Below are 25,675 nucleotides of genomic sequence, written 5' to 3'. Positions count from 1 at the left end.
GGGAACAGGGAACAGGGAACAGGGAGGAATAATTGATAATTTATGGATAATAATTGATTTTATTTTTGATTTTTGGAGATTTATATTGAACATAAATTAAAAAGATGATAAATTAGAAAAGTTAAATGATAAAAAAAGGATAAAAAGAATGGAAAATTCCCTAGAATCAAAAGAACAACAATTAGCAGTAATAGAAGCAAATGCTGAAAAAATAGCAGCGATCGCCCATCAAGGATATCAACTTCTTTCCGAAAAAGGCACGGTAATAATTTTTAGACAGTTAGAAGAAAATAGTACCGTTTTAGCAGACTGGCAAGTTAAGTTTAAACCGATGAGTCAAATAGGAACAATGATTAGTGATTGGCAACAAGCTGGTTTAGGAAATTTGATTGATAATTATAATCCAAAAGTTGCTGTGGTCTGTACTTTTTTATATCCAAATGGCAGTCATACCAGTTATCATTTTCAGATGGAATAAGCAATAATTTATTAGTTTTTATGAAAAACAAGTTATTGATTTAAAGCTATTAACTATTACCATTTTTCGGAGATTTATAAAATAGAGTTGTCGCTAAATAGATAGAAAAAATCGCTCAAATTAAGACACAGTAGTAATTCCATACGTTTTGCACTGGAAATTGCTAAAATCCTTACATGATAAGGGTTTAGCAGTTTTTTATAGTTATAAAGCGACAAGTCTAATATATATAGCAGATTGCAGATATATGAGGTACAAATATTAATGATCTTTGTAGTGCGGGTATCTTGCCCGCAACAGATGTACCTCACTGATATGAAAGATGCTGTATATAGGAATATAGGATAAGAAAAAATCTATAAAAGATTGATGATTTGACAAAAAAAATTAAAGCAAGCTATTTGTGTACTTTATTAATAGTTTGGAATTAAACTAACTCCTGATATCAAGTCTCATTAATTAGACGTAGGGTGCATCTCATATTTATTTGCAAAAATTATTAATGTCGTAGGTTGGTTTGAGGCACGCTCTTCGGAGCTTATCCGTAGGATAAACCCAACAAATAGATGTTATTAACGTTGCAATTGTTGGGTTCCCTAACGTCAACCCAACCTACGAAGATCAAAAGTGAGATGTGCTCTTAGACATAATAAAAATGTTCTTCTCAATTATCTTGAAACCAATATTTTGTAATTCATAATGTAATACAAAAAGATACATTAATCGCGACCGGAATTTCAGCCCATAATTTCAGTTTTTTGTTGATGGATTTCAAGTAATTTTGAGCCTGAGTAACTGTATCAAATCCAGTTTTTTCAACTGTTTTACTAGCTTTAATGCTATCTTTTTTTCTCGATTATCTACTCCTAATTTTTGTTAATTAGGGTTTGCTGATTAAAGATAAAAGCATTGATATATAAAGGTTTTAGCCTTTTTTAGTTAAAAAAAGTCCAAGCTTTTAGGTCGTAATGGTTCAAAAAATTAGTATTTTAGGCGCATAGTTGCGCAGAAAAATCAAGGGACTATTCTTCCTACTAACTCCTCTATAATTCCCATTTCTCCTGTCTCCTGTCTCCTGTCTCCTGACTCCTACCCTCACCCATAAGACTTTTTCAGCAAACCCTAATTATTTCCACAATTCCTATCTCGTCAATTAGTCCTGCTACTATTCCTAAGTGGTCGAGATTTTGAACTGTTATTTCTTCAATTAAAGACCCTTTTTTATTTAAATAGTAAATAACTTAGCGAGGAGTCAGAACTCAGGAATCAAAACTCAGGAGGGAAGAAAGAAAGAAGGAACAAAAGTAAAGATAATTTCAGTATTTATTCGGTACTATTTGAACTTTTCTTTCCCTTCTGACTTCTGTCCTCTGCCTTCCTTGTATAAGTATTCAACCAGACATAATATTACTCTCAGTTTCAATCTGTCGCACCACAGTCAACGCTGAATAAGACACTCCTGCCGTACCCTCTCCTGGATGAGTTGAATCTCCTACCAACCATAAATCCTGAATGGGAGTACGATTGGCAAATCCAAAAGGTCCGAAAGTTGAAAGACGCTGACCGACACCACCGACAACACCTTCATCTCGTGCCGTAAATTTAACAAAAGTACGAGGTGTAGCCGCTTCTTGATGAACTATTGTTTCTGGTTTTAAATAAAAATATTCACTCAAACGAGCGATCGCCTCCTCTGCATATTGCTGCTTCAACCCCTGATAATCTTTGCAATGTCTCCAAATTTGAGTATCGGTAAAACTTGAAGCTGTAATTGTTGCTTTACCTGTGGGAGCGCGACCGTCTCCCGGATGACTCACTGATACAAACAAAGAATTATTTTCTCCAATGGGACCGTCATAATTGTAGAAAAACTGCAAATGAGGCGGACAGTTTGGTGGAATAGCACTTTCATCTACTCCCAAATAAACCACAAATGCACCCGATGGTGAGGGGAGTTTATTCACTCGGCGTTTGTAACCGGGTATTGGGTGAGAGGTCTGATTTTCATCTTTCACTAACTTTACTAAGTTTTGCACGGTGACATTAGCCACAATATGGTCGGCAGTTTCTACCCAAGTTTCTCCAGTTTTTTGATTTTTGACTCTGACACCAGTAGCTTTACCCTTATCTATATATATCTGTTCCACAGTATGACCCATCAAGAGTTGTCCTCCGTCTCTTTCTAAAGCTGTAACCAGGCGATCGCTTAATACCTGCATACTTCCCTCAAGATGATACAAACCTTGGGGAGCTTGGGAAACAGCTAAAGCGGTAGCAGCATAAAGTAGAGCTGTTTCTTCTGTACCTACTTGAGAGTAAAGTTTCAGTTGTAAATCCAGAAATGTTTTCAACCGTAGATTATCATTCAATCCATACAACCGTAGTGCATCCGCCACCGTCATCAAAGTAAATGGCACTGTAATCAAAGTATCCAGGCGTACTGCTTTTGCTAACTGCCACATATCCCAGATATTGCGCGGTGGTAAAACTGGGTCTCGCCCTTGAAACTTCCAACTTGCCTTAAATAATTTTGTCATTAGTTGCCAAAATGGTTCGCTACCGGGAAACTGAGAAAGTCTCTCTTGTTGCCATTTTTTGGGGTCGCGCCAAACATTAATAGGTTGAGTTTCTCCTGGTAAAAATACGGCACAGGCAGGGTCGCAGTTGGTGGCGTTCGGAATGTCGATTTCCAACTCAGAGAAAATCCGGTGATGAATACCACCAGTTTCTAAACCTGCTACTTGAGTAGCACCAACATCAAAAGTGAAACCGCGTCGTTTAAAAGTAGAAGCGCAACCACCAGGAACGATCGCTTGGTCGAATATGTGGACTTGATAGCCTCTATGGGCCAGTAATGCTCCTGTTGTTAGGCCACCAACACCTGCGCCACATACCACAATTTTTGATTTTTGTATAGTATTTTTAGAGAACATAGAATTTATCTTAATATTTCTTAATTAAATATTAATATAATCTATCATTTGATCGGCTTTTTGGGCAAGGCCAGAACAGAACAAGGAGAAAATGTCTATAAAAAATTAGGCATGATTTTTATGTTAATTGTTATTTATCATTTTCTTTGTGGGTTGAATACCCCACCGTCAACGGGGGTGTTCAAAATTACTTGGGGGAGCGTAGACGCGGAGCGGCAGGTCGTTGACTATCCCCATGTAATTTTCCTCCTGTCTCCAGTATAGCTGTCTCCAGTATAGCTGTCTCCTTCTTCAAACCTCTTTCAAAGTATTGCTAGTTCAAGTGTAGACAAAAATGTGCAACTCCGTATTCAAGCGGACATGATATGATCCGAATAATATGATAGGGAAATATTTTTCCCACTGTTCCCTGTTCCCTGTTCCCTGCCTGCTATATAATTTTGTCAAATCATCAATTTACTGGTGAGACTCTAACTATATTTAATTTTGTTACGTTATTCAAGATATCTGGTGCTGCAGTTCTAGGAATACAAACAACATTACCAGCGCGCATTTTCTCAAGGCGATCGCCTACCACAGAAATAAGCTGACTAACTCTCCAACGCACTATCTCTCCATACATAGGAATAATCTCGATTTCATCTCCCACTTCTACAGACTCAACCAGTTGCAAAACTATATTTTCTGGTGTTGTCTCCATCACAATACCAAGATATTCGTGAGTACCCCTACTACTTTCCAACTGCTTATATACAGAATCATTTCCTGCAGGAGTTTCCAATGAAGCAGAAGAATAGTCACGGTGAGGCACAGATTCTAATTCACCACTAATCTGATTGACTAACTTTGGAGTCAACCTCCCTTCTGCATAAGCATCGATCGCTTGACGATAAGCTCTACAAGTCATCGCTACATAAAACGATGATTTCATTCGCCCCTCTATTTTCAGAGAACAAATTTGATGCTCAAAAAACGCTCCTACTTGATGAATACCCCACAAATCTTTAGAAGACATAAACGTTACTGGTCGATCGTCTGTTTTTGCCTCCAACTGATAGGGAAAACGACATGACTGAATACATCCACCACGATTAGAATCTCGACCTGCAGTAAAATTGGAGATTGTACAATTACCAGAAAAAGCCATACACATAGCACCGTGAATAAACATCTCCACATCAATACCAGTTTGTCTACGAATCAACCCACCCTCTGCCACACTGACTTCTCGCCCCACAATTAAACGCTTCACAGCAAATTCTTTCCACATTTGCCCTGCATAAGAATTAAGACAAGACGCTTGAGTCGAGAGATGAATGTCAAGATTAGAACTATTTTTCACTACTCGCAAAACCCCTAAGTCAGAAACAATCACACCATCTACACCAATAGATTCCAGAAATTGACAATATTCTGCTAATCCCTCAAAGTCATCATCGTGGAGAAAAGCGTTCAGAGTCAGATAAACTTTAGCATTATTTTGGTGGGCAAAATTTACTCCGTATTCTAAGTCATAGTCAGAAAAATTATCTGCTCGCGCCCGTAAACCGTATTTTTGCCCTCCCACATAAACAGCATCCGCGCCATAGGTAACAGCAACTTTTAGACGTTCGAGATTTTTAGCAGGAGCTAACAATTCTGGTTTCCACATATTATATATATAGTGATTAACTTAAATATTTTAGCTTGATCGCTCAACTATGGTTTGAAGAATCAGAATCAACACTATAATTAAAATATAGAGGTTTTGCGGAAATTTTGAACGAACAAAAAACGATAGTGAAACAGCTCGAAACCAAAACCCATCAAGAAATTTTTTCTCCCGATAGTGACTGCCAACCAATAGCAGATAATACAGTTCAATTTCGCTGGATAATGGTCATCTACCATAATCTAGTGTCTAATTGTATCAGTTAATCTACAGGAATTACGCAGTACCGCTACATATAGTGTATTATTTGCTCATTATTCCTGATGTAACCACTATTATTGGTGCCGTTGCGTAAGTCCTGATCTATTTAGGGTTTGCGCTCATAAAGTCTTTTTGCTGGGGTAGGAGACAGGAGACAGGAGACAGGAGACAGGAGAAATGGGAATTTAGAGGAGATAGGAGCTAAGTTTTGTAAGAATGATTTTTCTGCCCAACTATGAGCCTAAAATACGCTCCTTTTTGAGCGTGAAGAGCTGAAAACCAGGCACTTTTTAAAGGCCCCAAAAAGGCTAAAACCTTTATCTGTAAATACTTTTAGATTTAATCAGCAAGCCCTATTTATTAGAGGAATGAAAAAAGCCTAAACTCACCTAAACTCAAACGAAGTCAACTCAAAAATAATATTACTAATTTTTGCAGCTAGACACTAGCTTCGTAAAATCCTGAAATCTTTGTGGCTGACGTTGGTAAATATAAAGATGAATTGAATGCACCAAGAGCTATGGATCGGATAACTGTACTTTTGGATTTTTCACACCGAAAATGGCTTTAAACCCAGTATTAGCAGGAAAAATACCTTAAGTGGCTTAAAATAGCTGAAACCTAGATATATCAAGAAAACGACTGATTTAATGTAAAAATTTTGCTGTATCAGGTTTTGACCTTATTTTTAACCTATTTTTTCCTAAAGTCCAGATAAAATCTCTAAGTACTATAAAGTTGGAGTTTAATTTTCTATGCAATGTCCAGAGTGTCTTATATCAAATCCGGTTAAACAGTTATAGATTGGTTAACTCAGGAGGAGTCAGGAGTCAAGAGTCAGCAGGAGAAAGAATCACAAAGATTTAGTAGTTATGACAATTGGAGATTTTTTTTATGTCCAATTCCCCCGGATTTGATATTAGCAAACATATCCGTAAAAATGGCCATCGAAGACATAAGCAAAACTGCATTTGTGTCTAATGTGGTTACCAGTTTGTTGATTTTTATAATTCACCTGGATATAGTCAGGATATTAAAGCTCCAAATCTCTAGATCTGCTCAAGCATTCCCTCAGACTTTTAATTCATTATCTCAAGTTCGGCGATCTAGCTATGTAAACTATGGCTCCACGACCACAGTTGTACCCACCTGTACTTTTTCAAATAAAGCAATCACATCTTCATTCCGCATCCGCACACAACCGTGAGATGCAGCATATCCAATGGATTCTACAGTGGGAGTACCATGAAACCCAATGGTATCTTTTCCATCTGTCCAAAAACCAATCCACCTCAATCCTAAAGCAGTATTTGGCCCTGCTGGCATTACCTCACCCGTCCAGGGGTTTTGCCATTGCGGATTTTCCACCAGTTGAATAACTTCAAATTTACCTGTTGGTGTTTCCCAACCTGGTTTACCCACTGCTACAGGATAACTAGCTATTTCCTGTTCTCCTTCATACACATATACTCGTCGTTCTCCTAAGCGAAGTACCACCTGGGTTAACTTTTCTACTTCTATTCTTTCTATTCCCAAATATTTTTGAAAGTCTTTAACAGCACGTTTCAGGTTTGGCATTAAGCCACCAAATGATGGATTAACTGATTCTCTTTCTGTTAGTAAATATTTTTGGAGGCCTTTAACAGGAGGTTGTCGCTTTGGCATCAAATCATCAAATGCTAAATTAGCTTCCTTCTGTGTTTGCTGATTATTATTAGTTGTCTCAGTCGTATAAATAGAAGCTATAGATAACTTTTGACCAAATAATATAATAATTGCTGTAGTTAAGAAGATTGCTGTTAAATTATATGCTCCCTTGTTGATTTTGAGCATCGGACTAAGCCATTTATTTGTGGTAGATTCGATCATTTTTAACTCCTCAAAATTAATGATATAGATATTATCAGAAACTAATATTATTAGTAGCTTAATTTATCAATAAACTCTGCTCATATTCTGTTAAGGTTCGACTATGACAGTTGTACCAATTGCTACTTTTTCAAATAGGGCTAGTACATCTTGATTTAACATTCTAACACAACCATGAGAAGCAGCTTGTCCTACTGTTTCTTCGTCGGGTGTTCCATGAAAACCTATATAGTTTGTGCCATCTGTCCAAAAACCAATCCATCTTTCCCCTAAAGGATTTTCTGGACCTGGTGGTATTATTTCTCCAGTAAAAGGATGTTTCCAGGATGGATTTGGAATTTTTTGCATGACTTTATATGTACCTGAAGGAGTCTCCCATCCTTCTCTACCAATAGCAATGGGATAGCTGGTTTTTAATTGCTCGTCTTGATATATATAGACACGGCGATCGCTTAATTTTATGACTAAATAAATATTTTCATTTTGCTGAATATAAAGTTCTTTTAGTATTTTTTTTGTAATCGGTGATTTTGATTTTATTGGAGACTGAATTTCTATTAAGTCTGTAGCATTAGTTGAAGCTTCTTGATTTTCAACAGGAGTTGAAGCATTAGCTTTTCGTTGTAAATAGTTCCAGCTAATGACTATACTTATGCTTAAGAGTATTAACAGATGAAAACCACTAAAAATATTGTGTTTTTGACTACTATTGCTCCATCTAGATAAAGATTTTTTTCTGACTTTTTCATTCATTTAGTCAATCCTTAACTACTGAAAATATGCTGGTTTTTGATTATACAGTAGTTTTTATGATTAGTAGACCACAGTAGAGAGGTTTTATGGAATCTCCCTACAATGGTTTTGGTGCGCGACTATGTGGTTCATCCATTTAAAAATCGCTGTAATATCATGTCCGGTTGAATACTTATAAATAAACGACGGAGTCCTCAGGAGGACTGAGTCAGGAGTCAGGAGGGAAGAAGAAAGAGGAGGAAAAGGAGAAAGTTTTTTTGTTCTATCGCTCATTATCCGGACATGATATAACTGCAAATCCACTACAGCGTTATAGCATATATAGCAGAAAGAAGAAGGCGTTTAGTTATCTACAACAGAAGGAAGGAGGAAAAATCTGGCGTTGTCTGAGTTTTCAGCTTTTGATATGTCAAATACATTGGAGTCAGGAGGACTGAGTCAGGAGTCAGGAGGGAAGAAGAAAGAGGAGGAAAAGGAGAAAGTTTTTTTGTTCTATCGCTCATTATCCGGACATGATATAACTGCAAATCCACTACAGCGTTATAGCATATATAGCAGAAAGAAGAAGGCGTTTAGTTATCTACAACAGAAGGAAGGAGGAAAAATCTGGCGTTGTCTGAGTTTTCAGCTTTTGATATGTCAAATACATTAATAAGCTGGAAAAACCTACCTTCTCCCTTTAATGGTAAATCTCTTGCCTCATAAAAAAGCTGGTTGTTTGGTTCCGATGATTTATTGCTATTGCGCAATAGTTATGTAAACAAATAAGGCAACTTTTAGGGAAGTTGCCATAAATAAATCAAAATTGAATTAACAATTTTCTGCTAATAGTTATAGTTGAGGGAAATGTTACAGAGATCCTATATTTGCCAAACCAAGAATTACACCTGCACCTAAAATGTGACCAAAGCTAGTAGTTGCTAAAACACCAGCTACACCAAAACCACCGAAAAAGTTAGATCCAGGCATTGCAGGTCCAACGCTAGGATATTTAACTGTAAACTTAGCGAAGGCGATCGCTACAATATTACAAATAATCATAATTAAAGCAATTTTGGGACTCCAACTAAAAGTATTAGGGCCAACTGCGAGTAAAGTTGAGTAAAGCATTTTTTCTTTTCCTTAATTATATGTAGTCAATCAAAAACCTAAGTGGCATCTTTATACCAGAAAATACAATTATTTTCTCTTCTAGAGTAACTTAGTAATAATTCTTTACAAATCCAGCTTTAGATTTAAGAGGACTCTTACAGAAATTGGGAGTAGGAAACAGTGGAAGGTATCAATAGAGTTTTTGTGATGAAAAAAAATGACTATAGACGTTTCAAAATTTATGGGGTAAACCATAAGCTAGGTGATTTTATTTTATCTGGTTAATTATTGATGAAAAATATTTAAAAGTTAATAAATAGGTGATTTTATTTTTAATAAAAATATAATTAGGGTTTGCGCTCATAAAGTCTTTTTGCTGGGGTAGGAGACAGGAGACAGGAGACAGGAGACAGGAGAAATGGGAATGAGCGAGGAGATAGGAGCGGGCGTTTTGTAAGAATGATTTTTCTGCCCAACTATGAGCCTAAAATACGCTCCTTTTTGAGCGTGAAGAGCTGAAAACCAGGCACTTTTTAAAGGCCCCAAAAAGGCTAAAACCTTTATCTGTAAATACTTTTAGATTTAATCAGCAAGCCCTAATTACTATAAGAACTGATTTGTAAACTGAGCTGAAATCCCTTTCTAGCATGGGCTTTTCAAAAGTTATGCCCTTGGGGCTTAGATAGTGTCAAACCCTTATAATGTAAAGTATCTATCCTCTTAATATTTTAATATTTACTTTATAAATCAGCTCTAAGAGCGATTGGATAAAATTTTAAATATCAAATTCTTCAGAGGCAAATACATAATTGAAGAAAACATCGCCTACTTCAATTTGAACAAATTCCAGAATAGTTGCATCAAAGGTTTTTGGTCTTCAAAAATCAACCCATCCAAATTAAAATCTCCAGGCAATTCATTGTCGGTAGTTTTCTTATCTGAATCATTAGGACCTTTAGCATCGGTAGCTGCACCTGTAGTCAGAATAATACCACTATCTATGCTAATACCAGATGATAATCCATTGGTGAAAATTCCAGAAGCACCAGAAGCACCTCAGCTGCTAAAATTACACTTTGCTGTAACTCGTTTTTGTTTAAGAAAATCATGTTGTATTTTCCCCAAATAAATCAAGAGAGTTGGTTTTGCTTTCACCAATTCTTGGAACTTTTGAGAATAGCGTTAGATGAATTATTAATTTAACAATCTTTGATGTATACCATGTCCAGATAATTAAGTATAATAAAAATGTTCTATTGAAGCGATCTTGAATGAATATCCCAAATTTCTGCTTCGTTTACAGTGTTAGATCTTGAATTTACATCTACGACCTATGACCTACGACCTACTACCTACCATCTAAGAACTTTATTATCACTAATTAAACGGACATGATATTACTTGTTTCCTTGATACTGCATAATTATTACGGGAAGTTTGAAGATTTTTCTAGCTAATTGAGATATACCAAATTTGAACTTTAGAGATTGAGGTAATTCGGTTAAAGAAATAGGTACAAAACCAAAACGACTGTAAAAAGATTCTAATTTTTTCCCCAGACATTCTAGATATAAAGGTTTAGTTGATTGTTGAATCAGATGTTTGGTTAGTATTGTTCCTAAACCACATTTTTGCCAAGATTTGATAACGACTAAACTACCTAACTCTTCTGCATCTTCAAAATTACGCAACTGCCCACAAGCTACTAATTTTTCTTCACATTCAATTACCCAAAATTGTTGCCAAATTAATTGAGTTGGGTCAATTTTAGCAGTTAAAACTACTTTACGAATAGACCAAATATCTTTGGCAGATGCAGGTCTAAGAGTACAAGAATTTGGCAATAATATTTCTGTCATTTTCACCTCTTTTGATAGCTGATTTATTTGTTGATGATGATTATTCCAGATTGTCACCTTCAGTCAGTTGAGATAAATTCTTTAAAATTTGAAAAACCTGATGCAGATCGTTTCCAGGATTAAGAATATCAAAAAGTCGAGATACAGAATACTGTAAATTATCTCCCTTCATTAGTTTAATAAATCTGAAATTACTGCCATTTATCAATAATCCAAATGTAGGTACTTTTGGAGTCAGATTAGTTAACAGATAAAATAATAGTTGAGGCTATCCTACTTCTAGAGAATATTGTGACCGTTTAGCTTCAATAGCAACTACCCAAAAATATTCTTTTAAGACCAAAATATCTATACTTCCCCTAACAATTTTATCCTCATCTTCTATAGCAGAAGTAAGAAGGAAGAAGTAAGAAGGAAGAAGGAAGAAGGGGTTTAGTTATCTAGGATAGAAGGTTGATTATTAATATTCTATTTTTTAGATATTCCATAAGTCAAGAGTAGTAATGGTAGTTATTGTAGCACAAATTATACTTACTTTTTATACTCAATATGAAAGAGAAGAATATATAAATCTGCCAAATATAATAATGGTACTAATACTAACAAAATGGTAGTATTTTCTAACATTTGATATTTAATATTGTTGAGATAACCAGCTTTTAGTTTATCTAACCCTTGTCTTTCTCAACCATTAATTATTGGTAAATTATCAAGCCATTATCGAAAAAATTGCTTATATTCAGAAAATTGTAAATTGAATTTAGTTTCAATATCATGTAAAGTTAAGTTTGTAGCTGTAATTGTTTCAAACATAATGAGAATAACTCTTTATTTAGTACATTATTATATAGCAATTCCCAAAAAGCTTGAGGTACGCGCATTCGTTTCTTTTAGGGAGTAGGTAGGGACGTTGCATGCAAGGTCTGTACAGAATAGAAAAGAAGAAAAACTGTACCTCAGTAACTTGAGAAATAAGCATTTCCTGCGGACTGCTGCGCAAACAGCAGTCAGCTATTAGCTATCAGCTATTGATGATAGGAGGAGGTAAAAGCAATTGAGAAATTTGGATAGAATTAAAACTTACTGTCAAATTACATTTCTTCATGCTTATATGGAATTATTCATTATTTGCTGATAGCTGACTGCTAAGAGCTGAATGCTTACTTTGAGAAACGCTATATAATCTCAAAAGTTTTGAAATAATCGATCATAAATATTAATTATGCCTTTGACTCCTCTCTCTGAAACAGTAGCAAAAACAAGCCTTAAAAATATTCAACTTATAGCTACTGATATGGATGGTACATTAACTAAAAATGGTGAATTTACTTCTAATCTTTTCCTTAGTTTAGAAAAATTAGCAGCAGCAAAAATTCAGGTATTAATAATTACAGGTCGTTCTGCCGGTTGGGTGCAAGCTATTAAAAATTATCTGCCAGTAGTAGGAGCGATCGCTGAAAATGGAGGTTTATTTTATCCTAATCATAACGAAGCACCTAAATTTTTAACTTCTATCCCAAATATTAATTTACATAGACAACATTTAGCTGAAGTTTTCCAATACTTAAAAAGTCTATTTCCTCGGATTGAAGAATCTGTTGATAATCAGTTTAGACTCACAGATTTTACTTTTGATATTCAGGACTTAAATTTATCTGAACTGACAAAAATGGCAGAGATTTCTCACTCCAAAGGTTATGGTTTTACCTATAGTACTGTGCAATGTCATATTAAACCTTTAGAACAGGATAAGGCGACGGGTTTATTGCAAGTTTTGTCAGACTATTTTCCGGAATTAACAACAGAAAAAATTATTACAGTTGGTGATAGTCCTAATGATGAAACTCTGTTTGATGAAAGTAAATTTCCTTTGTCGGTGGGAGTCGCAAATATTCGAGAATATGCGGATAAATTGAATCATCAACCAGTCTATATTACCAGTCAAAAAGAAGCAGAAGGTTTTTGTGAATTGGCAGAATTACTATTAGAAAAAAATTAATTTTCTTCCACCATAAAATCAAGATTTTTTATGCAACACCATTTCAGTTATCAGTTATAATATAGCATTTCTCAGTAAGGGTTAGGTACACTGCTGGAGATTCCCCCTAACCCCCCTTGACAAGGGGGGAAACCGGAAGTCCCCCTTTTTAAGAGGGATTTATGGGGATAGTTGATGTAGCTCACACCTTGTAAAAAGGGTATCGCGATCGCTCCTCCAGTATCAAAAATTTTTCCTACACACAACTTTCATATTTGTCAAAATCCTATGTTAAGCTGTAAGTGTGAAAAAATGTGGGCGCAAATAGTGTCGTTATTAGTAGTTTCAGGATTTACGCATGAATGCTATTGGTAGGGTGTGTTAGCGACAGCGTAACGCACAAATCCCTATATCTATTGTCAGTGCGTAAGTCCTAAGTAAAAAAACCCTTTATTTTTTAGTCAGACGAAAAGATAATATTCCGCAATACTTTGCGCTCGCCCACTCGAACCAAACCATAATTTCAAACCTCCCTATTACAGGAGGTACTGATAACTGATAACTGAAATGACGAATATATCAATTCAATCAGATCCACCACTTTCAGCAAAGCAAACTCTACCCACCATGTACAACCTACCAAGTGAAAATCAAGAGGAACCTGGTTTGCCAGACGAATTTCACTACTTGCAACCAGAGTTGTTGCGCCAAACTTTTCAACCTCACAACTGGTATCCCAATTGATTGTTCTGTGGCAGCGATATGAATCTTTACTACGATCTCAAGCATCCCAGTGGGTATAAACGAGCAGATTGGTTTAGGGTCGTGGGAGTGTCCAGATTATACGAAGAGCGGGATATGCGCCTGAACTATGTAGTTTGGCAAGAAGGAGTTAACCCTTTAGTCGTAGTGGAGTTGTTGTCTCCGGGAACTGAAAATGAAGATTCAGGAAAGAAAGTGGGAAATCTGAGAAAACCTGCTACGAAGTGGGAAGTTTACGAGCAGATACGAGTGCCTTATTATGTGACTTTCAGTCGCTATACCAATGAAATGCAGGGGTTTCATTTAGTAGGCGGTCGCTACCAAACAGCAGAGTTGACTGATGGACGTTTGTTAATTCCTAGTATCGAACTCAGTCTGGGTTTATGGCAGGGGAGTGACAGTAATATAGAGCGACTCTGGTTGCGCTGGATGAGTATGGATGGAGATTTGATTCCAATCTCAGAAGAAGAAGTAGTCGCAGCTCAACAACAGGCCATCAATGCCGAGGAACGGGCCGATCGGTTGAATGTAGGCACAAATAGTATGGTTGAGGAGGGGTTGAAATCCCCTTTCCGTTCCGGAATGCTCCGCAAACGCACACATTTACTGCTGACTGCTGACTGCTGACTGCTGATTGCTTATTTATAGCGCTACGCATTAAGGTGTTTGACATTTCTAAACCCTGTTAGCGGAGCTTTTCCGCACCGAAAACCCTTTAAACGAAGTCAGAAGTCAAAAGTTAGAAGTCAAAAGTTAGAAGTCAAAAGTTAGAAGTTAGAAGTTATTTTTGTAATGGGGATTTGAGCAAGCATCCAAAAATATTTCGCCTTAAAAGGCGGGATTTAAGACCTAATTATTTTGATAAAATCAATTGAGGATATTTAAAAAGGGGCGTTGCTGACTGGTGGGTATGATTTGATAATTTTGTATTTGGGATTTTTTATTTTGGATGGTTTGAACTACTTGTTAATATTAACTGTTCCCAGTTAAGTGTTCCCTGTTCCCTGTTCCCTATAAACCTACTTTCATACCTTAATTCAGCAATGCCTAAAAAGGATTGTATTTTTGAAGAAGGGAAAAGGGAGCGGACAACAAATCAAAAAAAATCCCTATAAATAAATTCAAGGGATTTGAAAAATATTGTATTTTTTTATTGAGCAATTAAAGATTTTCTCTATTACCAAATCAATGTTAAATCAAGAATAAATCCTGGCAAAATATTTTCTCCTGATACTGTTTGGGAATTTTCTAATATTTCTACATCCTGCTGTGGTCGATAAATCTCTAATTGTCGTTTTTTCCGATTAATCAACCAACCTAATTTTGCCCCATTTTCTATATATTCCCTCATCTTAGCTCTAGTTTTTTCTAAGGTATCGCTAGGAGACATTAGTTCTACTACAAAATCAGGGCATAATGGTGCAAATTTATCTTGTTCTTCTAATGTTAAAGTATCCCAACGTTGATTACTTATCCAAGAAGAATCGGGAGACCTTTCTGCACCATTCGGCAATTTAAAACCACTGTTAGAATCAAAAACTTTGCCTAAATTTTTTTGACGATTCCAAGCTCTTAGTTGAAAATTTAGTTCTGAATTTCGTTCTCCTGTAATGCTACCAGTGGGCGACATAATAATTAGTTCTCCTGTGGCACTTCTCTCAAATCTTAAGTCGTCATTTTCTTGACAAAGTTGCCAAAATTGTTCGTCTGTTAAGTCAATTTTTAATTCTAATCTTGGTGGTAAATAAATGTTTTGATTTTCCATAAATTATTAATCCTTAATCTAGTTAATTTCCTGTTAATTCAATTGCCCGTTGATAAGCTGCAACAGATTCATCAAGTTTACCTATTTCTTGTAAGGCATCTCCTAAAAGATGGTAAATTTCTCCTATATCTATATTTATCTTACTTTCAGAATAATTTTCTTCAGTTTCATTCGCTTCTAATTGAATGATTTGTTGATAATAATTGATAGCTTCTAACCATTCTCCTTTTTCTGCTAAAGCTTTGCCTAAACTATAGTGAGCTTCTAATAATTTGGGGTCTAATTCAATTGCTTGATAAAAACAAGCTATACCTTGCTGTGTTTTATTCTCTGCTATTAAACCCCTACCTAAAGTACAAAACTCTTGGGCAGTTGCCCAACTGGGATGTTGGATGAGTGCATTGTAAGATAATTCTTCAGCTTCATCAACTTTTCCTTGGTCTAGCAAGACTTCCACTAAACCTCGATAACTATCTTTTAAGTCTGGTGCAAGTTTGATGGCTTTTTTGTATGCAGCGATCGCTTCTTTCTGTCGTTGATGTTGAGCGTATAATTCTCCTAGACTGGCATAAATTTCGCCAAAGTCTGGTTTAATTTCAATTGCTTTTTGGTAAGCGGCGATCGCTTCGTCTGGTTTATTTATTTCTACCCAAGATTTGCCCATTATTTGATAAGCTATTGCATGGGGTTTTATAGAAATTGCCTCCTCGCAAGTAGATATTGCGCTATAAAATTTACTATTGACAAAATCTGCTTCGGCTTGTTTAATTAAATCTGCTTGATTAATTTGAGGCAACTTCTCCTTCTCTTTTTTATCTTTTGATTTTGGGTTTAATACCCCGCCATCTACAGGGTGTTGAAAATTGATTGGGTTTTGAGTTCCCATCCACTTTTGACTTTTGACTTCTTCAATTTCTAACTTTTGACTTTTGACTTTTGAGTTTTGACTTTCTACTTCTTCCATTGAATTTGAATATGACTGCAAAACATCTTCAGGATTAACATATTGAGGTTTCTTGCCGTTCACTTCTACCTGTTTTTTCACTGAAATATTACTAATTTTCCGAGCTTTTTCAGCATAAATAGCAGCCTGATCTAACTTGCCTTGACGCTTCAAAGTTGTAGCTAAATTTTGATAAGCTGCAGTATAGTTTGGGTTTAATTTTATCGCCCTCTGATAACAGGATATGGTTTTAGTTAATTGACCTTGACGACAGAGGGTATTACCGAGATTTAGATGTTGGTCGGGAGTGATGTTTTCCGGGGTTAGAGTGTATGCTTCATACCAACAGTCTGCTGCTTCTGCTTGTTTACCAACTTGAGTCCATGCTTTAGCTAAGTTGCGGTATGCTCCGGCAAAGTCTGGTTTGATAGCAATCGCTTTTTGATAACAGGGTATTGCTTTTTCCCATAATTCCTCTTGTGCGTACAAACTACCTAGGTTGACGTGAATTGAAGGATCTTGACTATCGAGGGATATAGCTTTGAGATAATTTTGTTTGGCTTCCTGGAGTTGACTAGCACTGCCTATTTTTTGTTGAGCATTACCCAATATTTTGTACGCCATGGCCATCTCTGGTTGTACTGCTATAGCTTGCTGACATTCGGCGATCACTTGTTCATATAACCCTTCTTGGTTGTATGCTATAGCTCGTTGAATGTAAACATCGGGTAGGACGACCGCTGATTTTGTTACATCAACATATTGAGCGTTTATTTGTGTATCTATTTTATCTTTTGGGTTTAATACCCCGCCGTCTACAGGGTGTTGAAAATTTGTTGGAGTTTGAGTCCCCATCCACTTCTGACTTCTTTCTTTTAACTTTTGACTTTTGAATTTTGAATTTTGACTTTTGACAATGCTGCTTTCTATTTGTGGTCTATCTATTTTTGGTAACGCTTCTTCTATTTTTTCTAATTCGTTACTTGCATCTTTTATTAATGCTTTTTTTTGCTGATTTTTATCAGTATTGGTTAAATTTACTTCAACAGGAAATAATAAGTTTTCACCAGCAGTTTCTGTTGTATCTTTGATATTAAAATCTATTTTTGGTTTTAAAGGGAAGGAATTATTTGTACTCTGAAGTCTGGGAATATTTTCAGATGGTTGTAAATATTTTTCCGATGATTGATGATGGAAATTAAAAACAGCAGCCACTCGCTCAAATAACTGCTTAAAAAATTGCTCAAAATATTTTAATGGTGATGGAAAAGTACCAGTATTTCCTACTAACTGAATATCAGAAATACTGACCCGCTCCTGATCTATTGCTCCATCAACTTTCTGTGCAATATCTGGTTTAAAACTATAGATATGATGATTTATATCGCTATTATTTACATAAGTTTTATCTTTTGATTTTGGGTTTAATTCCCCGGCGTTTATAGGATGTTGAAAATTGGAATTGGTTGGGATTTGAGTCCCCATCGACTTTTTCTTTCTTTCAACTTCAGTCTTCCTTATTCCTTCTTCAACTTGTGGATTAGAGAGTTGGGAATTAGATTGAAGTTTCAAAGCTTCCCCTAAGTTCTGATATGCTACTGCTAATTTGGGATTAATTTGTATAGCATGACAATAACATGATATTGCTTGCTCTACTAAATTCATTTGTAGCAGAGTATTACCTAAGAGCAAATGTTCTTCTGCTGTTGCTGTTTCTGGTTCTAGAGAATAAGCTTTTTCCCAAAATTTAGAGGCCTCTGCGTGCTGACCAACATGAGTTAATGCTGTTGCTAAATAACGGTTGACATCTGCCATATTTGGGCATATTTCAATTGCTCTTTGATAACATTGGATTGCTTCTTGCCATTGTTGTTGTTGTCCGTATAGACTACCTAAATCTCTATAAATTTCTGGATCTTTTGGTGCAATAGATATCGCTTTTGTATACCACTGCCAAGCTTCTGCTGCCTGATCTTGATTTTGCAGCATTTTTCCTAATCTTTTATAAGCTTCTACATTATCTCGCTCTACAGAAATGTTATCTGTCGCACCACTTCTTCCTTTTAACTTTTGACTTTTGACTTTTGAATTTTGACTTCTTCCTTCTTCCTGGTTAATTATTGTTGAATTTATTTGATATGCTGTATTTTTTTCCGATAAATTAGATGTTTTTTTACCTAAGTTACCATTGACATTGGAGAGGTTTATTATTCCTAATTGAATCGCTTTACGATAACAAGTATTCGATTCTTCAAAATCACCTGCTTGGGATAATGCTTCTGCAATATTTTGATAAGCTACTGCTGAATTCGGATTTAATTTTATGGCGCTACGATAACAAGATATAGCTTCTGTTAATTTCTGATGTTTTAAGAGAGTATTGCCTAAGTTTATATATTCTTGCTCTTTGACTTTTGTGGGTTCTAGACAGTAGGCTTTATATTGAAAAATTGCTGCTTCTACTACTTTTCCAATTTTATGATACGCTTTGGCTATGTTGCGGTGGGCTGGGGCTAAATCTGGTTTAATATTAATGGCTTTTTGATAATATTCAATTGCTTCTTGCCACTGCTGTTTACGAGCATATAAAGTTCCAATATTAACATAGGCTTCGGCAAAATTTGGTTGAATATTAATAGCCCGTGAATACCACTCAAAGGCTGCTTCTATTCGACCTTCTTTTTGCACAATAATACCCATTGTTTTGCAGGCTTCAGCAAAATCTGGTTGATTTTTTAGAGCTTGTTCACAAGCTGCTTTAGCTTCATCTAATTTCTTTTGGTCTAAATAGAATAGAGCTTGTTTATGGAAATGAGTGGCCGCTTCTGTTGGATTAACTTTAGATGCCATTTGATTACTTACTGCAGTTCGACTTACATTATCTTCTTCACCTTTTTGGGAAAAGGTTAATACATCAACTTGGGAATTAGAGAGTTTCCTTTCTAGAAGAATTTTTTCCTGAGAAGTTTGTTCCTCGTTCAGAAATTTTACTGTGGGATGGGAATTTACTTTTATTATACTTGCTTGCGATAGCATTTTTTCTAGTTTACTAAGGTTAATTATAATATCTTCAGTGAGGGAATTAGGATACATGATTTGGCGGATTGGGTAATAGGTAAATTCTTCTCCTACTAAGTAGTAATACTTTAATCCTAATTGTTGAGCGATCGCCCAGTAATAATGTTTAATATAGTTAGGAGAAACTAATTCTATTACGGTAGTTTCTGGAGTACAAAACATAATATTTGTCAATCCACTACCATGAGGAGAAACTATCACTTTTGCATTAGCAAATAATGATGCTTGCTCTACAATAGAAAGAGTTTCTAGTTCGATAGTAACGAAGCCGTATTCACTTAATAGAACGATTAATTTTGCTTCATTAATAACTCTTCTATATTTAGCTTTATTCCGACTAATATAAATCCTTTCAGGATAGGAATTAACTAAATTATACCGCTCTTTTTTCCCTTTAAACCCATTTTTAAATACAGTAGAGAACGATCTGTTTAAAAATACTTGACGGTGAAATTCTAATGTCCATCTTTCTACCCAAGCTAAATGACTTGAAAAGGATGGAACAATTAATTTTTTAGCTTGAATATAGGGATGGCGATCGCTTTCTATAATTTTATCTTCTGGAATTCCTAAAATCCGGAGAGTTTCTTGTTGAAATGGTTGTTTAGTACTATTAATTAAAAACCAATCTATTTGCTCAAAATTTATACCATTGCGTCGCAAGATTTCTATCCGGGGCAATATGTCTACCATCCAATGAAAATAAACGTTTCCTGACAACCCAGATAAAACAGCTACTGTACCGTTTATTTCCTCTAAAGGCGGTAATTCTTCCGTAGTAAAAAACCGATGGTTATTGATATCGTATTTGTCACATCCCGGCAACTGACCTGGGTATTCACGGGAAACTTCAGCTAATAATTGATTTTCTTGATTAATAATGGCAATAGCATTACAAATCATCCAATTATTTTTCTGAGGAACTATCCATGCTCTACCATTTACTACTTCTTTGACGAATTTTGGTGTTTCTGGAAAGTCAATATTTATTTTTTGTGTTTTTTCTCTAGAAAGACTATGAATACCATTTCCTAAATGAATTGGTTGAAGTTGTTTAAATATTCGTTTGAGACAAGGTTTGCAGTTTAAACCTTGACATTTAACTCGATTATTTGAAATTTGACTCCCCATCCACTTCTGACTTCTGACTTCTTTTGACTTCTTTTGACTTTTGAATTCTTCAAAGTTATTGCGCTGTACTAAAACTTTTTCTAATGCTTGAGAAATAGCATAATTATCTTTTTTTCTGGGGTTTAATACTCCGCCATCTACAGAGTGTTGAGAATTGGTTGGAATTTGAGTCCCCATCCACTTCTGACTTCTTCCTTCTTCCTCACCCCTTTCAAAGGGGGGCAAGGGGGGATGCCTTCTTCCTTCTTCAAAAGATTCAACTGCCAACCCTAAATGGTAAACAATAATAGCAGTATTGAAGCGTTTTTGTTTAGCTAAACTATTGCCTAATTTGAGATGTAAATCAACATTTAATGGCTGAAATTTCAATGCTTTTTGATAATAATTTTCTGCCTGTGAATATTCACCATATTCAAATAATACATTTCCCAAACTTGAGTAAGTTAAGATTAAATTTTCTCTAACTTCTGCTAAATATAATTTATCTATTTCTTCTGGGTTTAATATCTCGCCATCTACAGAGTTTTGACAATTTGTTGAAGTTTCAGTCCCCATCCACTCCTGACTTATTCCTTCTTCATTTTGACTTTTGATTTCAGAATTTAGATTTCTAACTTCTTCCTTTTGACTTTTGACTTTTGAATTCTGAATATCGAGTGAGGGCGAATGGCATTCGCCCCTACATATGGCGTTTTCAAGGTTAATTTGCGTAAGTTCTGATTTATCTATTTCTTTTGAGTTTAATATCTCATCGTCTACAGGATGTTGATAATTTGTTGAGATTTCAGTCCCCATCCACTCCTGACTTATTCCTTCTTCATTTTGACTTTTGATTTCAGAATTTTGACTTCTTCCTTTTAACTTTTTATTTCTTACTTCTTCCTTCTTACTTCTTACTTCTTCCTTCTTTCTTTTGACTTTTGACTTTTGACTTTTGACTTTCTCTAAAAATCTAGCACAAGCTATTTTTGCTTTTTCTAATTCATCTAACCCTGTTAACAAATCTGCTTTTTCACAATAACTTTCCACAAAATAATTACCCTCGTTAGCCTTTTGTAAATGAGGTATTGCTGCTGCCAAATTCCCTAATTCCAAAAAAGAAAAAGCACAATTACTATGAGCAGAAAGATTTTCTGGATACTGCTTGATTATCTCCTGAAAATAAACAATAGCTTCTGAGTGCCAACCTTGTTGTTGATAAACTTTTCCGAGATTACAACGAGCTACTATTAAATCAGGCTCAACTGCCAGTGCTTGACGATAATTAGTAATAGCCTTTCCTACTTTACCAAGCTCGAAAAATGCTTGACCTTGGTTATTGTAGAGAGAAGCATCATCTGGTTTTAAATTAATAGCTTGTTGAAATATTTCGATTGCTTCCTTAGATCTACCTTCCTTGACTAAAATATTACCCCAGTTACTATAAGCTTGAACTTGAATTAAAATATTTTCCCCCTTAAATTGGCATAAATTAATGACTTTTTGATAACTGGAAATTGCTCGTTCTAGTAAACCTTGTTGTTGTAAAACAATGCCAATATTATAGTAAGCTTGAATATGCTGTGGATGATGAGCGATCGCTTGTTGATAATGAATATAAGCTGCTGATAGATTTCCTTGATGCTGAAAAGCTATTCCCAAGTTATACTGAATGTAGTGAAGGTCTGGTACTAAAGTTAATGCTTCTTGGTATAACAATATGGCGGCTTCTAGTTTTCCCTGCTTTTGATATAACAATCCTCTTGAAGCTTTTTCTTCAGCTAACTTCAATACTTTTGAGGATTCGCTGCTCATATTTGAATAGTAGTGCATTGTGATGAGTTTTGAACTTTGAGTTTATACAATTTGGAATTTTGGGGTAGCGCTCTGTAACCTACCCCGGTTAATCATTGGGGGATTGCCCCTGCAAATTTCATCCTGTAATTTATCAACGCCATTTTTTTATATCCACTGCCCAAGCACAAAAGTATATTTTATCATTTTCTTTGTGGGTTTAATACCCCACCGTCAACGGGGGTGTTCACGCATTACTTGGGGGAGCGAATCCCCATGTAATTTTCCTCCTGTCTCCTGTCTCCTGTCTCCTGTCTCCTTCTTCAATCCATATTCCATTCCCTATTCCCTGTCCCCTACTAATCAAGCGTTAAATAATTTTGCACAGATACTTAATAGCATGGTTAGCTAGTTTCAGCTTTTTCTCAAATTATAACTAGATAGTTTCAAAGTCATCACCAGTAATATCTAGATTACTATCTAATTGCAGGAATTGTATAGCATTATTGTCTGCGTCAATATAGTACATTAAACCTTGGTCTGAGTCGTAGACTAGGTTGGCATCTTGATTTTGAGCAAATTCATCAAGAGTAGTAAATTCGTCAGGGTTGAAAGTATCACCAGGCTCAATTAACTCGTCGAAGCTATTAGCATCAAGCTGTATCTTGTCTTCTCCTGAAGTAAAGTCAGTGAGACTGTCTACTCCAGAATCTCCTGGAACAAAATTATTGAGAGTATCGAAACCAAATACCTGAGTGCCATCTAAAATAAATGTCTCTGACTCGAAAAACTCAAAACGGAAAATATCCGATCCTTGACCCCCTTCTAGCAAGTCATTACCTCCACCACCCTCAATCAGATCGTCCCCTTTACCTCCGAAAACCATATCATCGCCTACTCCACCTCTAACCGTATCATTACCACGGTTTCCCGAAACTAGATCGTTTCCTTCTTCTCCAGCAACTAAGTCATCATCTTTACCACCATAGACACTATCATTTCCAGTACCACCTCTGACATTATCAGACCCTTGACCTCCAAAAACGAGATCCTCTCCTTCCTCACCTCTCACCAGGTCATTATCTTTACCTCCATAGGCGGTATCATTTCCATCACCACCTCTAACCGTATCAGACCCTCGGTTACCATGAAGTTCATCATCTCCTCTATTTCCACTAACCCAATCATCATCTTTTCCTCCATAGGAGTGGAATATTGCTATTAATACTTTAGAAAAAGGCAACACAATTATGTTGTTAAGAAAGGGTGGTATTCAGGAACAGGGCGGTCGTTTTGCTGTTGCGTATAAACAGGTATTACTCTATCCAACTTTTGAACATCAACAGCCAGATTTACTTAAGCCAGAATATGTAAATCAGGTGCAAGTTGTAGATTCAGGTTGGCATCCTGAGAAGATAAAAATTAGTAGTTTTGCTGAGATTACTCATATTTTGCCAGTGAGTGATGAATCTATCTTAAATAAGTTGTTTGTTTATCATATTTGGAATGAAAAATTTGTCAGCGATCGCCTAAAATGGAAACCTCAACAACCACTGTATATTTTACTTTTAAGAACTTATAAACTTTCCCGAAGCTGTGATTTTTTTTATCGTCGCGAATATGGAAGCTGTCGTTCCTGGATAGAGTTAGTTAGACCAATTAATATTACTAACTCAGTTCCTGTTTTTACTGACGATCGTTATCAAAGTTTATCCACAGAAATTTGTCAGATTTTTACCGAATAATTTAGATTTAAAGTATCTTTTTTCATATACTTCGTAAGAGCATTTAGCCATCAGCTATTAGCTATCAGTTATTAATTTTGGGAAAGGTAAAAACAACCTTTGAAATTGAGAAAGAATAAAAATTTACTGCCAAAGTCCCCGGACTCAATCTTAGAAGTAATTATTCATTACTAATTGCTGATAGCTGACTGCTAATAGCTGTTTGCGCAGCATTCCGTAGGAAATGCTTACTATACTTCTCTTTCTCTGCTCCCTCTCCCTACTCCTAGTTCCGGTGCTCATTCTTCCATGAATGTAGCAATATTTTATGACATTGGTATTACAAACTACTGTAAGATAATGAAATTATCATTAATCAAACTATGAATACCAATATTAATTCTCAATATCTGAATCTGGAAAACGCTCGGATTCATTATCTTGAAACAGGCCCAAAAAATTCGGTTAGTGTACTTTTGTTACATGGGGCAAGTTTTAGCGCTCAGACATGGCAAGAAATTGGGACTCTTGAACTTTTAGCTATGACAGGTTATCGAGCAGTTGCTGTAGATATTCCTGGGTATGGTCGTTCTAAAAGAACATCAGTTTCTAGCGTAAGTTTTTTACTAGAATTATTAAATATTTTAAAATTAAATTTTCCAGTTTTAGTATCTCCTTCTATGAGTGGAAGTTATAGCTTACCTTTTGTGATTAATCATGGAGATAAATTAGCAGGTTTTGTCGCGATTGCGACCGTGGGAATTCAACGTTTCCAGAATCAATTAGAAGGAATTAAATTACCCACATTAGCTATTTGGGGAAGTAACGATCGTATAGTTCCTCTAGTACAAGCAGATCTGTTAGTAAAACTAATGCCAAATTCTCAAAAAGTTATTCTAACTAATGCTGGTCATGCTTGTTATATGAAAGAAACGGAAGAATTTCACAAACATTTAATTAAATTTATTGAAAGCTGTAGAAATGAGTAATTTATATAAATATGTAGGGGATGCTCTAAATATAATGAAAATGCTTAAATATGAATTAATTTATATGATTAAATACTCCTAATATGGTCATTGTAAGTAATTTGTAAAAACATCAAAAAATAGATAAAAAATATTTCATTATTCCCCTTTGACTTGTTCCCTTTTTTCAACATTTGTTTTCTAGGATAACCCTAATAATCAATATATTAATTAATCTTAATTATAGTAATCCTAAATCATTCGCGATAATTTTATTGCTTCAGTATTTCTCATTGCCTATTCCCTGTTCCCTGTTTCCTAAAATCTACAATATCTCACAACTCAAAAAAGATAAATTCCGACCTAATAAATGGTATCAAAGCTATTTATTCTGTACGTCGCCAATCCGACAGTTCCCCTACCTGAGGAGTGACTCCTAAGAAATAACCTAGTTATATCAAATCCGTTTAATTCGGTATAAAAAAATGTTCCATCTTCAACCATTACCAAATATTTCTCGATCTCCCCATCTCCCCATCTCCACCTCCCCATCTCCCCATCTCCCCATCTCCCCATCTCCCCATCTCCCCCTCCCCCTCTCCCCCTCTCCCCATCTCCCCATCTCCACCTCCTATCCTACTCACATCCAAATCTCTC

At 35.6% G+C, this 25,675-nt stretch carries 17 protein-coding genes and 3 pseudogenes; 8 read left to right on the top strand and 12 right to left on the bottom strand.

The features are described 5' to 3' along the window. Positions 1-148 precede the first annotated feature (148 nt). Entirely contained in the window at positions 149-478 is a 330-nt protein-coding gene (locus F6K18_RS31345) for a hypothetical protein (RefSeq protein ID WP_287526781.1), read from the top strand. A 973-nt stretch (positions 479-1,451) separates the two neighbouring features. Here the strand turns inward: F6K18_RS31345 and F6K18_RS31340 are convergent. The 4 genes and pseudogenes from F6K18_RS31340 to F6K18_RS31325 form a co-directional block, all read right to left on the bottom strand. Continuing rightward, complete coding sequence (locus F6K18_RS31340) at positions 1,452-1,577, bottom strand: hypothetical protein (RefSeq protein WP_287309005.1); 126 nt, start codon at positions 1,575-1,577, stop codon at positions 1,452-1,454. Between the two features lie 25 nt (positions 1,578-1,602). Further along, positions 1,603-1,716: pseudogene (locus F6K18_RS31335) on the bottom strand (hypothetical protein); the annotation flags it as partial. Between the two features lie 153 nt (positions 1,717-1,869). After that, on the bottom strand, positions 1,870-3,411 hold the full coding sequence (gene crtD / locus F6K18_RS31330) for a C-3',4' desaturase CrtD (protein ID WP_287526780.1): 1,542 nt from the start codon (positions 3,409-3,411) through the stop codon (positions 1,870-1,872). Between the two features lie 451 nt (positions 3,412-3,862). Beyond that, positions 3,863-5,062, bottom strand: a complete 1,200-nt coding sequence (locus F6K18_RS31325; RefSeq protein WP_287526778.1) for a peptidase U32 family protein — start codon at positions 5,060-5,062, stop codon at positions 3,863-3,865. A gap of 125 nt (positions 5,063-5,187) precedes the next feature. On the opposite strand from F6K18_RS31325, the pseudogene F6K18_RS31320 reads away from it, so the two are divergent. Beyond that, positions 5,188-5,307 (top strand): annotated as a pseudogene (locus F6K18_RS31320) (Uma2 family endonuclease); the annotation flags it as partial. Positions 5,308-6,442: 1,135 nt separating this feature from the next. Here F6K18_RS31320 and F6K18_RS31315 read toward each other — a convergent pair. Together F6K18_RS31315 and F6K18_RS31310 are read right to left on the bottom strand one after the other, a co-directional pair. Continuing rightward, positions 6,443-7,192 carry a L,D-transpeptidase gene (locus F6K18_RS31315; RefSeq protein ID WP_287526777.1) on the bottom strand — a complete coding sequence of 250 codons (750 nt, stop codon included), beginning with the start codon at positions 7,190-7,192 and terminating at the stop codon, positions 6,443-6,445. Between the two features lie 90 nt (positions 7,193-7,282). After that, on the bottom strand, positions 7,283-7,714 hold the full coding sequence (locus F6K18_RS31310) for a L,D-transpeptidase (protein WP_375339366.1): 432 nt from the start codon (positions 7,712-7,714) through the stop codon (positions 7,283-7,285). Positions 7,715-8,327: 613 nt separating this feature from the next. Here F6K18_RS31310 and F6K18_RS31305 point away from each other — a divergent pair. Beyond that, positions 8,328-8,597, top strand: coding sequence for a hypothetical protein (locus F6K18_RS31305; protein WP_287526775.1), 270 nt, complete (start codon positions 8,328-8,330; stop codon positions 8,595-8,597). Positions 8,598-8,794: 197 nt separating this feature from the next. On the opposite strand, the gene psaK is transcribed toward F6K18_RS31305, so the two are convergent. The 3 genes and pseudogenes from psaK to F6K18_RS31290 all read right to left on the bottom strand — a co-directional run bounded on the left by psaK (position 8,795) and on the right by F6K18_RS31290 (position 10,896). Next, the gene (gene psaK, locus F6K18_RS31300; RefSeq protein ID WP_124146237.1) at positions 8,795-9,055 is read right to left on the bottom strand and encodes a photosystem I reaction center subunit PsaK; all 261 of its coding nucleotides are present in this window, start codon (positions 9,053-9,055) and stop codon (positions 8,795-8,797) included. A 766-nt stretch (positions 9,056-9,821) separates the two neighbouring features. After that, positions 9,822-10,093: pseudogene (locus F6K18_RS37055) on the bottom strand (choice-of-anchor L domain-containing protein); the annotation flags it as partial. A gap of 341 nt (positions 10,094-10,434) precedes the next feature. Beyond that, on the bottom strand, positions 10,435-10,896 hold the full coding sequence (locus F6K18_RS31290; RefSeq protein ID WP_287275049.1) for a GNAT family N-acetyltransferase: 462 nt from the start codon (positions 10,894-10,896) through the stop codon (positions 10,435-10,437). 1,222 nt (positions 10,897-12,118) lie between these two features. Here F6K18_RS31290 and F6K18_RS31285 point away from each other — a divergent pair. From F6K18_RS31285 to F6K18_RS31280, 3 genes are all read left to right on the top strand, one after another. Further along, the gene (locus F6K18_RS31285; RefSeq protein ID WP_287526773.1) at positions 12,119-12,895 is read left to right on the top strand and encodes an HAD family hydrolase; all 777 of its coding nucleotides are present in this window, start codon (positions 12,119-12,121) and stop codon (positions 12,893-12,895) included. Between the two features lie 546 nt (positions 12,896-13,441). Beyond that, the gene (locus tag F6K18_RS37050; RefSeq protein ID WP_353735232.1) at positions 13,442-13,618 is read left to right on the top strand and encodes a hypothetical protein; all 177 of its coding nucleotides are present in this window, start codon (positions 13,442-13,444) and stop codon (positions 13,616-13,618) included. An 18-nt stretch (positions 13,619-13,636) separates the two neighbouring features. Next, positions 13,637-14,263, top strand: a complete 627-nt coding sequence (locus tag F6K18_RS31280) for a Uma2 family endonuclease (RefSeq protein ID WP_353735231.1) — start codon at positions 13,637-13,639, stop codon at positions 14,261-14,263. A 550-nt stretch (positions 14,264-14,813) separates the two neighbouring features. On the opposite strand, the gene F6K18_RS31275 is transcribed toward F6K18_RS31280, so the two are convergent. From F6K18_RS31275 to F6K18_RS31265, 3 genes are all read right to left on the bottom strand, one after another. After that, positions 14,814-15,401 (bottom strand): Uma2 family endonuclease, encoded by a 588-nt coding sequence (locus F6K18_RS31275; RefSeq protein WP_287526771.1) that lies wholly within the window; start codon positions 15,399-15,401, stop codon positions 14,814-14,816. A gap of 22 nt (positions 15,402-15,423) precedes the next feature. Continuing rightward, positions 15,424-22,365: a tetratricopeptide repeat protein gene (locus F6K18_RS31270; RefSeq protein ID WP_287526769.1), complete on the bottom strand. Its 6,942-nt coding sequence runs from the start codon at positions 22,363-22,365 to the stop codon at positions 15,424-15,426. A 397-nt stretch (positions 22,366-22,762) separates the two neighbouring features. Next, positions 22,763-23,569 (bottom strand): calcium-binding protein, encoded by an 807-nt coding sequence (locus tag F6K18_RS31265; protein ID WP_287526767.1) that lies wholly within the window; start codon positions 23,567-23,569, stop codon positions 22,763-22,765. Between the two features lie 7 nt (positions 23,570-23,576). On the opposite strand from F6K18_RS31265, the gene F6K18_RS31260 reads away from it, so the two are divergent. Next, positions 23,577-24,071, top strand: a complete 495-nt coding sequence (locus F6K18_RS31260; RefSeq protein WP_287526765.1) for a DUF1802 family protein — start codon at positions 23,577-23,579, stop codon at positions 24,069-24,071. Positions 24,072-24,433: 362 nt separating this feature from the next. Beyond that, positions 24,434-25,039, top strand: a complete 606-nt coding sequence (locus F6K18_RS31255; protein ID WP_287526763.1) for an alpha/beta hydrolase — start codon at positions 24,434-24,436, stop codon at positions 25,037-25,039. Positions 25,040-25,675 lie beyond the last annotated feature (636 nt).

Origin of the sequence: Okeania sp. SIO2C2, from assembly GCF_010692625.1 — a bacterium.
Classification (GTDB): Bacteria; Cyanobacteriota; Cyanobacteriia; order Cyanobacteriales; family Microcoleaceae; genus Okeania; species Okeania hirsuta.
This window is presented reverse-complemented; position numbering and strand designations above follow the sequence as displayed.

What these genes read in the sequence shown, in the direction of transcription:
- F6K18_RS31345 (WP_287526781.1), top strand. Translation starts at nt 149, where the DNA reads ATGGAAAATTCCCTAGAATCAAAAGAACAACAATTAGCAGTAATAGAA.
- crtD (WP_287526780.1), bottom strand. Translation starts at nt 3,411, where the DNA reads ATGTTCTCTAAAAATACTATACAAAAATCAAAAATTGTGGTATGTGGC.
- F6K18_RS31325 (WP_287526778.1), bottom strand. Translation starts at nt 5,062, where the DNA reads ATGTGGAAACCAGAATTGTTAGCTCCTGCTAAAAATCTCGAACGTCTA.
- F6K18_RS31315 (WP_287526777.1), bottom strand. Translation starts at nt 7,192, where the DNA reads ATGATCGAATCTACCACAAATAAATGGCTTAGTCCGATGCTCAAAATC.
- psaK (WP_124146237.1), bottom strand. Translation starts at nt 9,055, where the DNA reads ATGCTTTACTCAACTTTACTCGCAGTTGGCCCTAATACTTTTAGTTGG.
- F6K18_RS31290 (WP_287275049.1), bottom strand. Translation starts at nt 10,896, where the DNA reads ATGACAGAAATATTATTGCCAAATTCTTGTACTCTTAGACCTGCATCT.
- F6K18_RS31285 (WP_287526773.1), top strand. Translation starts at nt 12,119, where the DNA reads ATGCCTTTGACTCCTCTCTCTGAAACAGTAGCAAAAACAAGCCTTAAA.
- F6K18_RS37050 (WP_353735232.1), top strand. Translation starts at nt 13,442, where the DNA reads ATGACGAATATATCAATTCAATCAGATCCACCACTTTCAGCAAAGCAA.
- F6K18_RS31280 (WP_353735231.1), top strand. Translation starts at nt 13,637, where the DNA reads ATGAATCTTTACTACGATCTCAAGCATCCCAGTGGGTATAAACGAGCA.
- F6K18_RS31275 (WP_287526771.1), bottom strand. Translation starts at nt 15,401, where the DNA reads ATGGAAAATCAAAACATTTATTTACCACCAAGATTAGAATTAAAAATT.
- F6K18_RS31270 (WP_287526769.1), bottom strand. Translation starts at nt 22,365, where the DNA reads ATGCACTACTATTCAAATATGAGCAGCGAATCCTCAAAAGTATTGAAG.
- F6K18_RS31260 (WP_287526765.1), top strand. Translation starts at nt 23,577, where the DNA reads ATGTTGTTAAGAAAGGGTGGTATTCAGGAACAGGGCGGTCGTTTTGCT.
- F6K18_RS31255 (WP_287526763.1), top strand. Translation starts at nt 24,434, where the DNA reads ATGAATACCAATATTAATTCTCAATATCTGAATCTGGAAAACGCTCGG.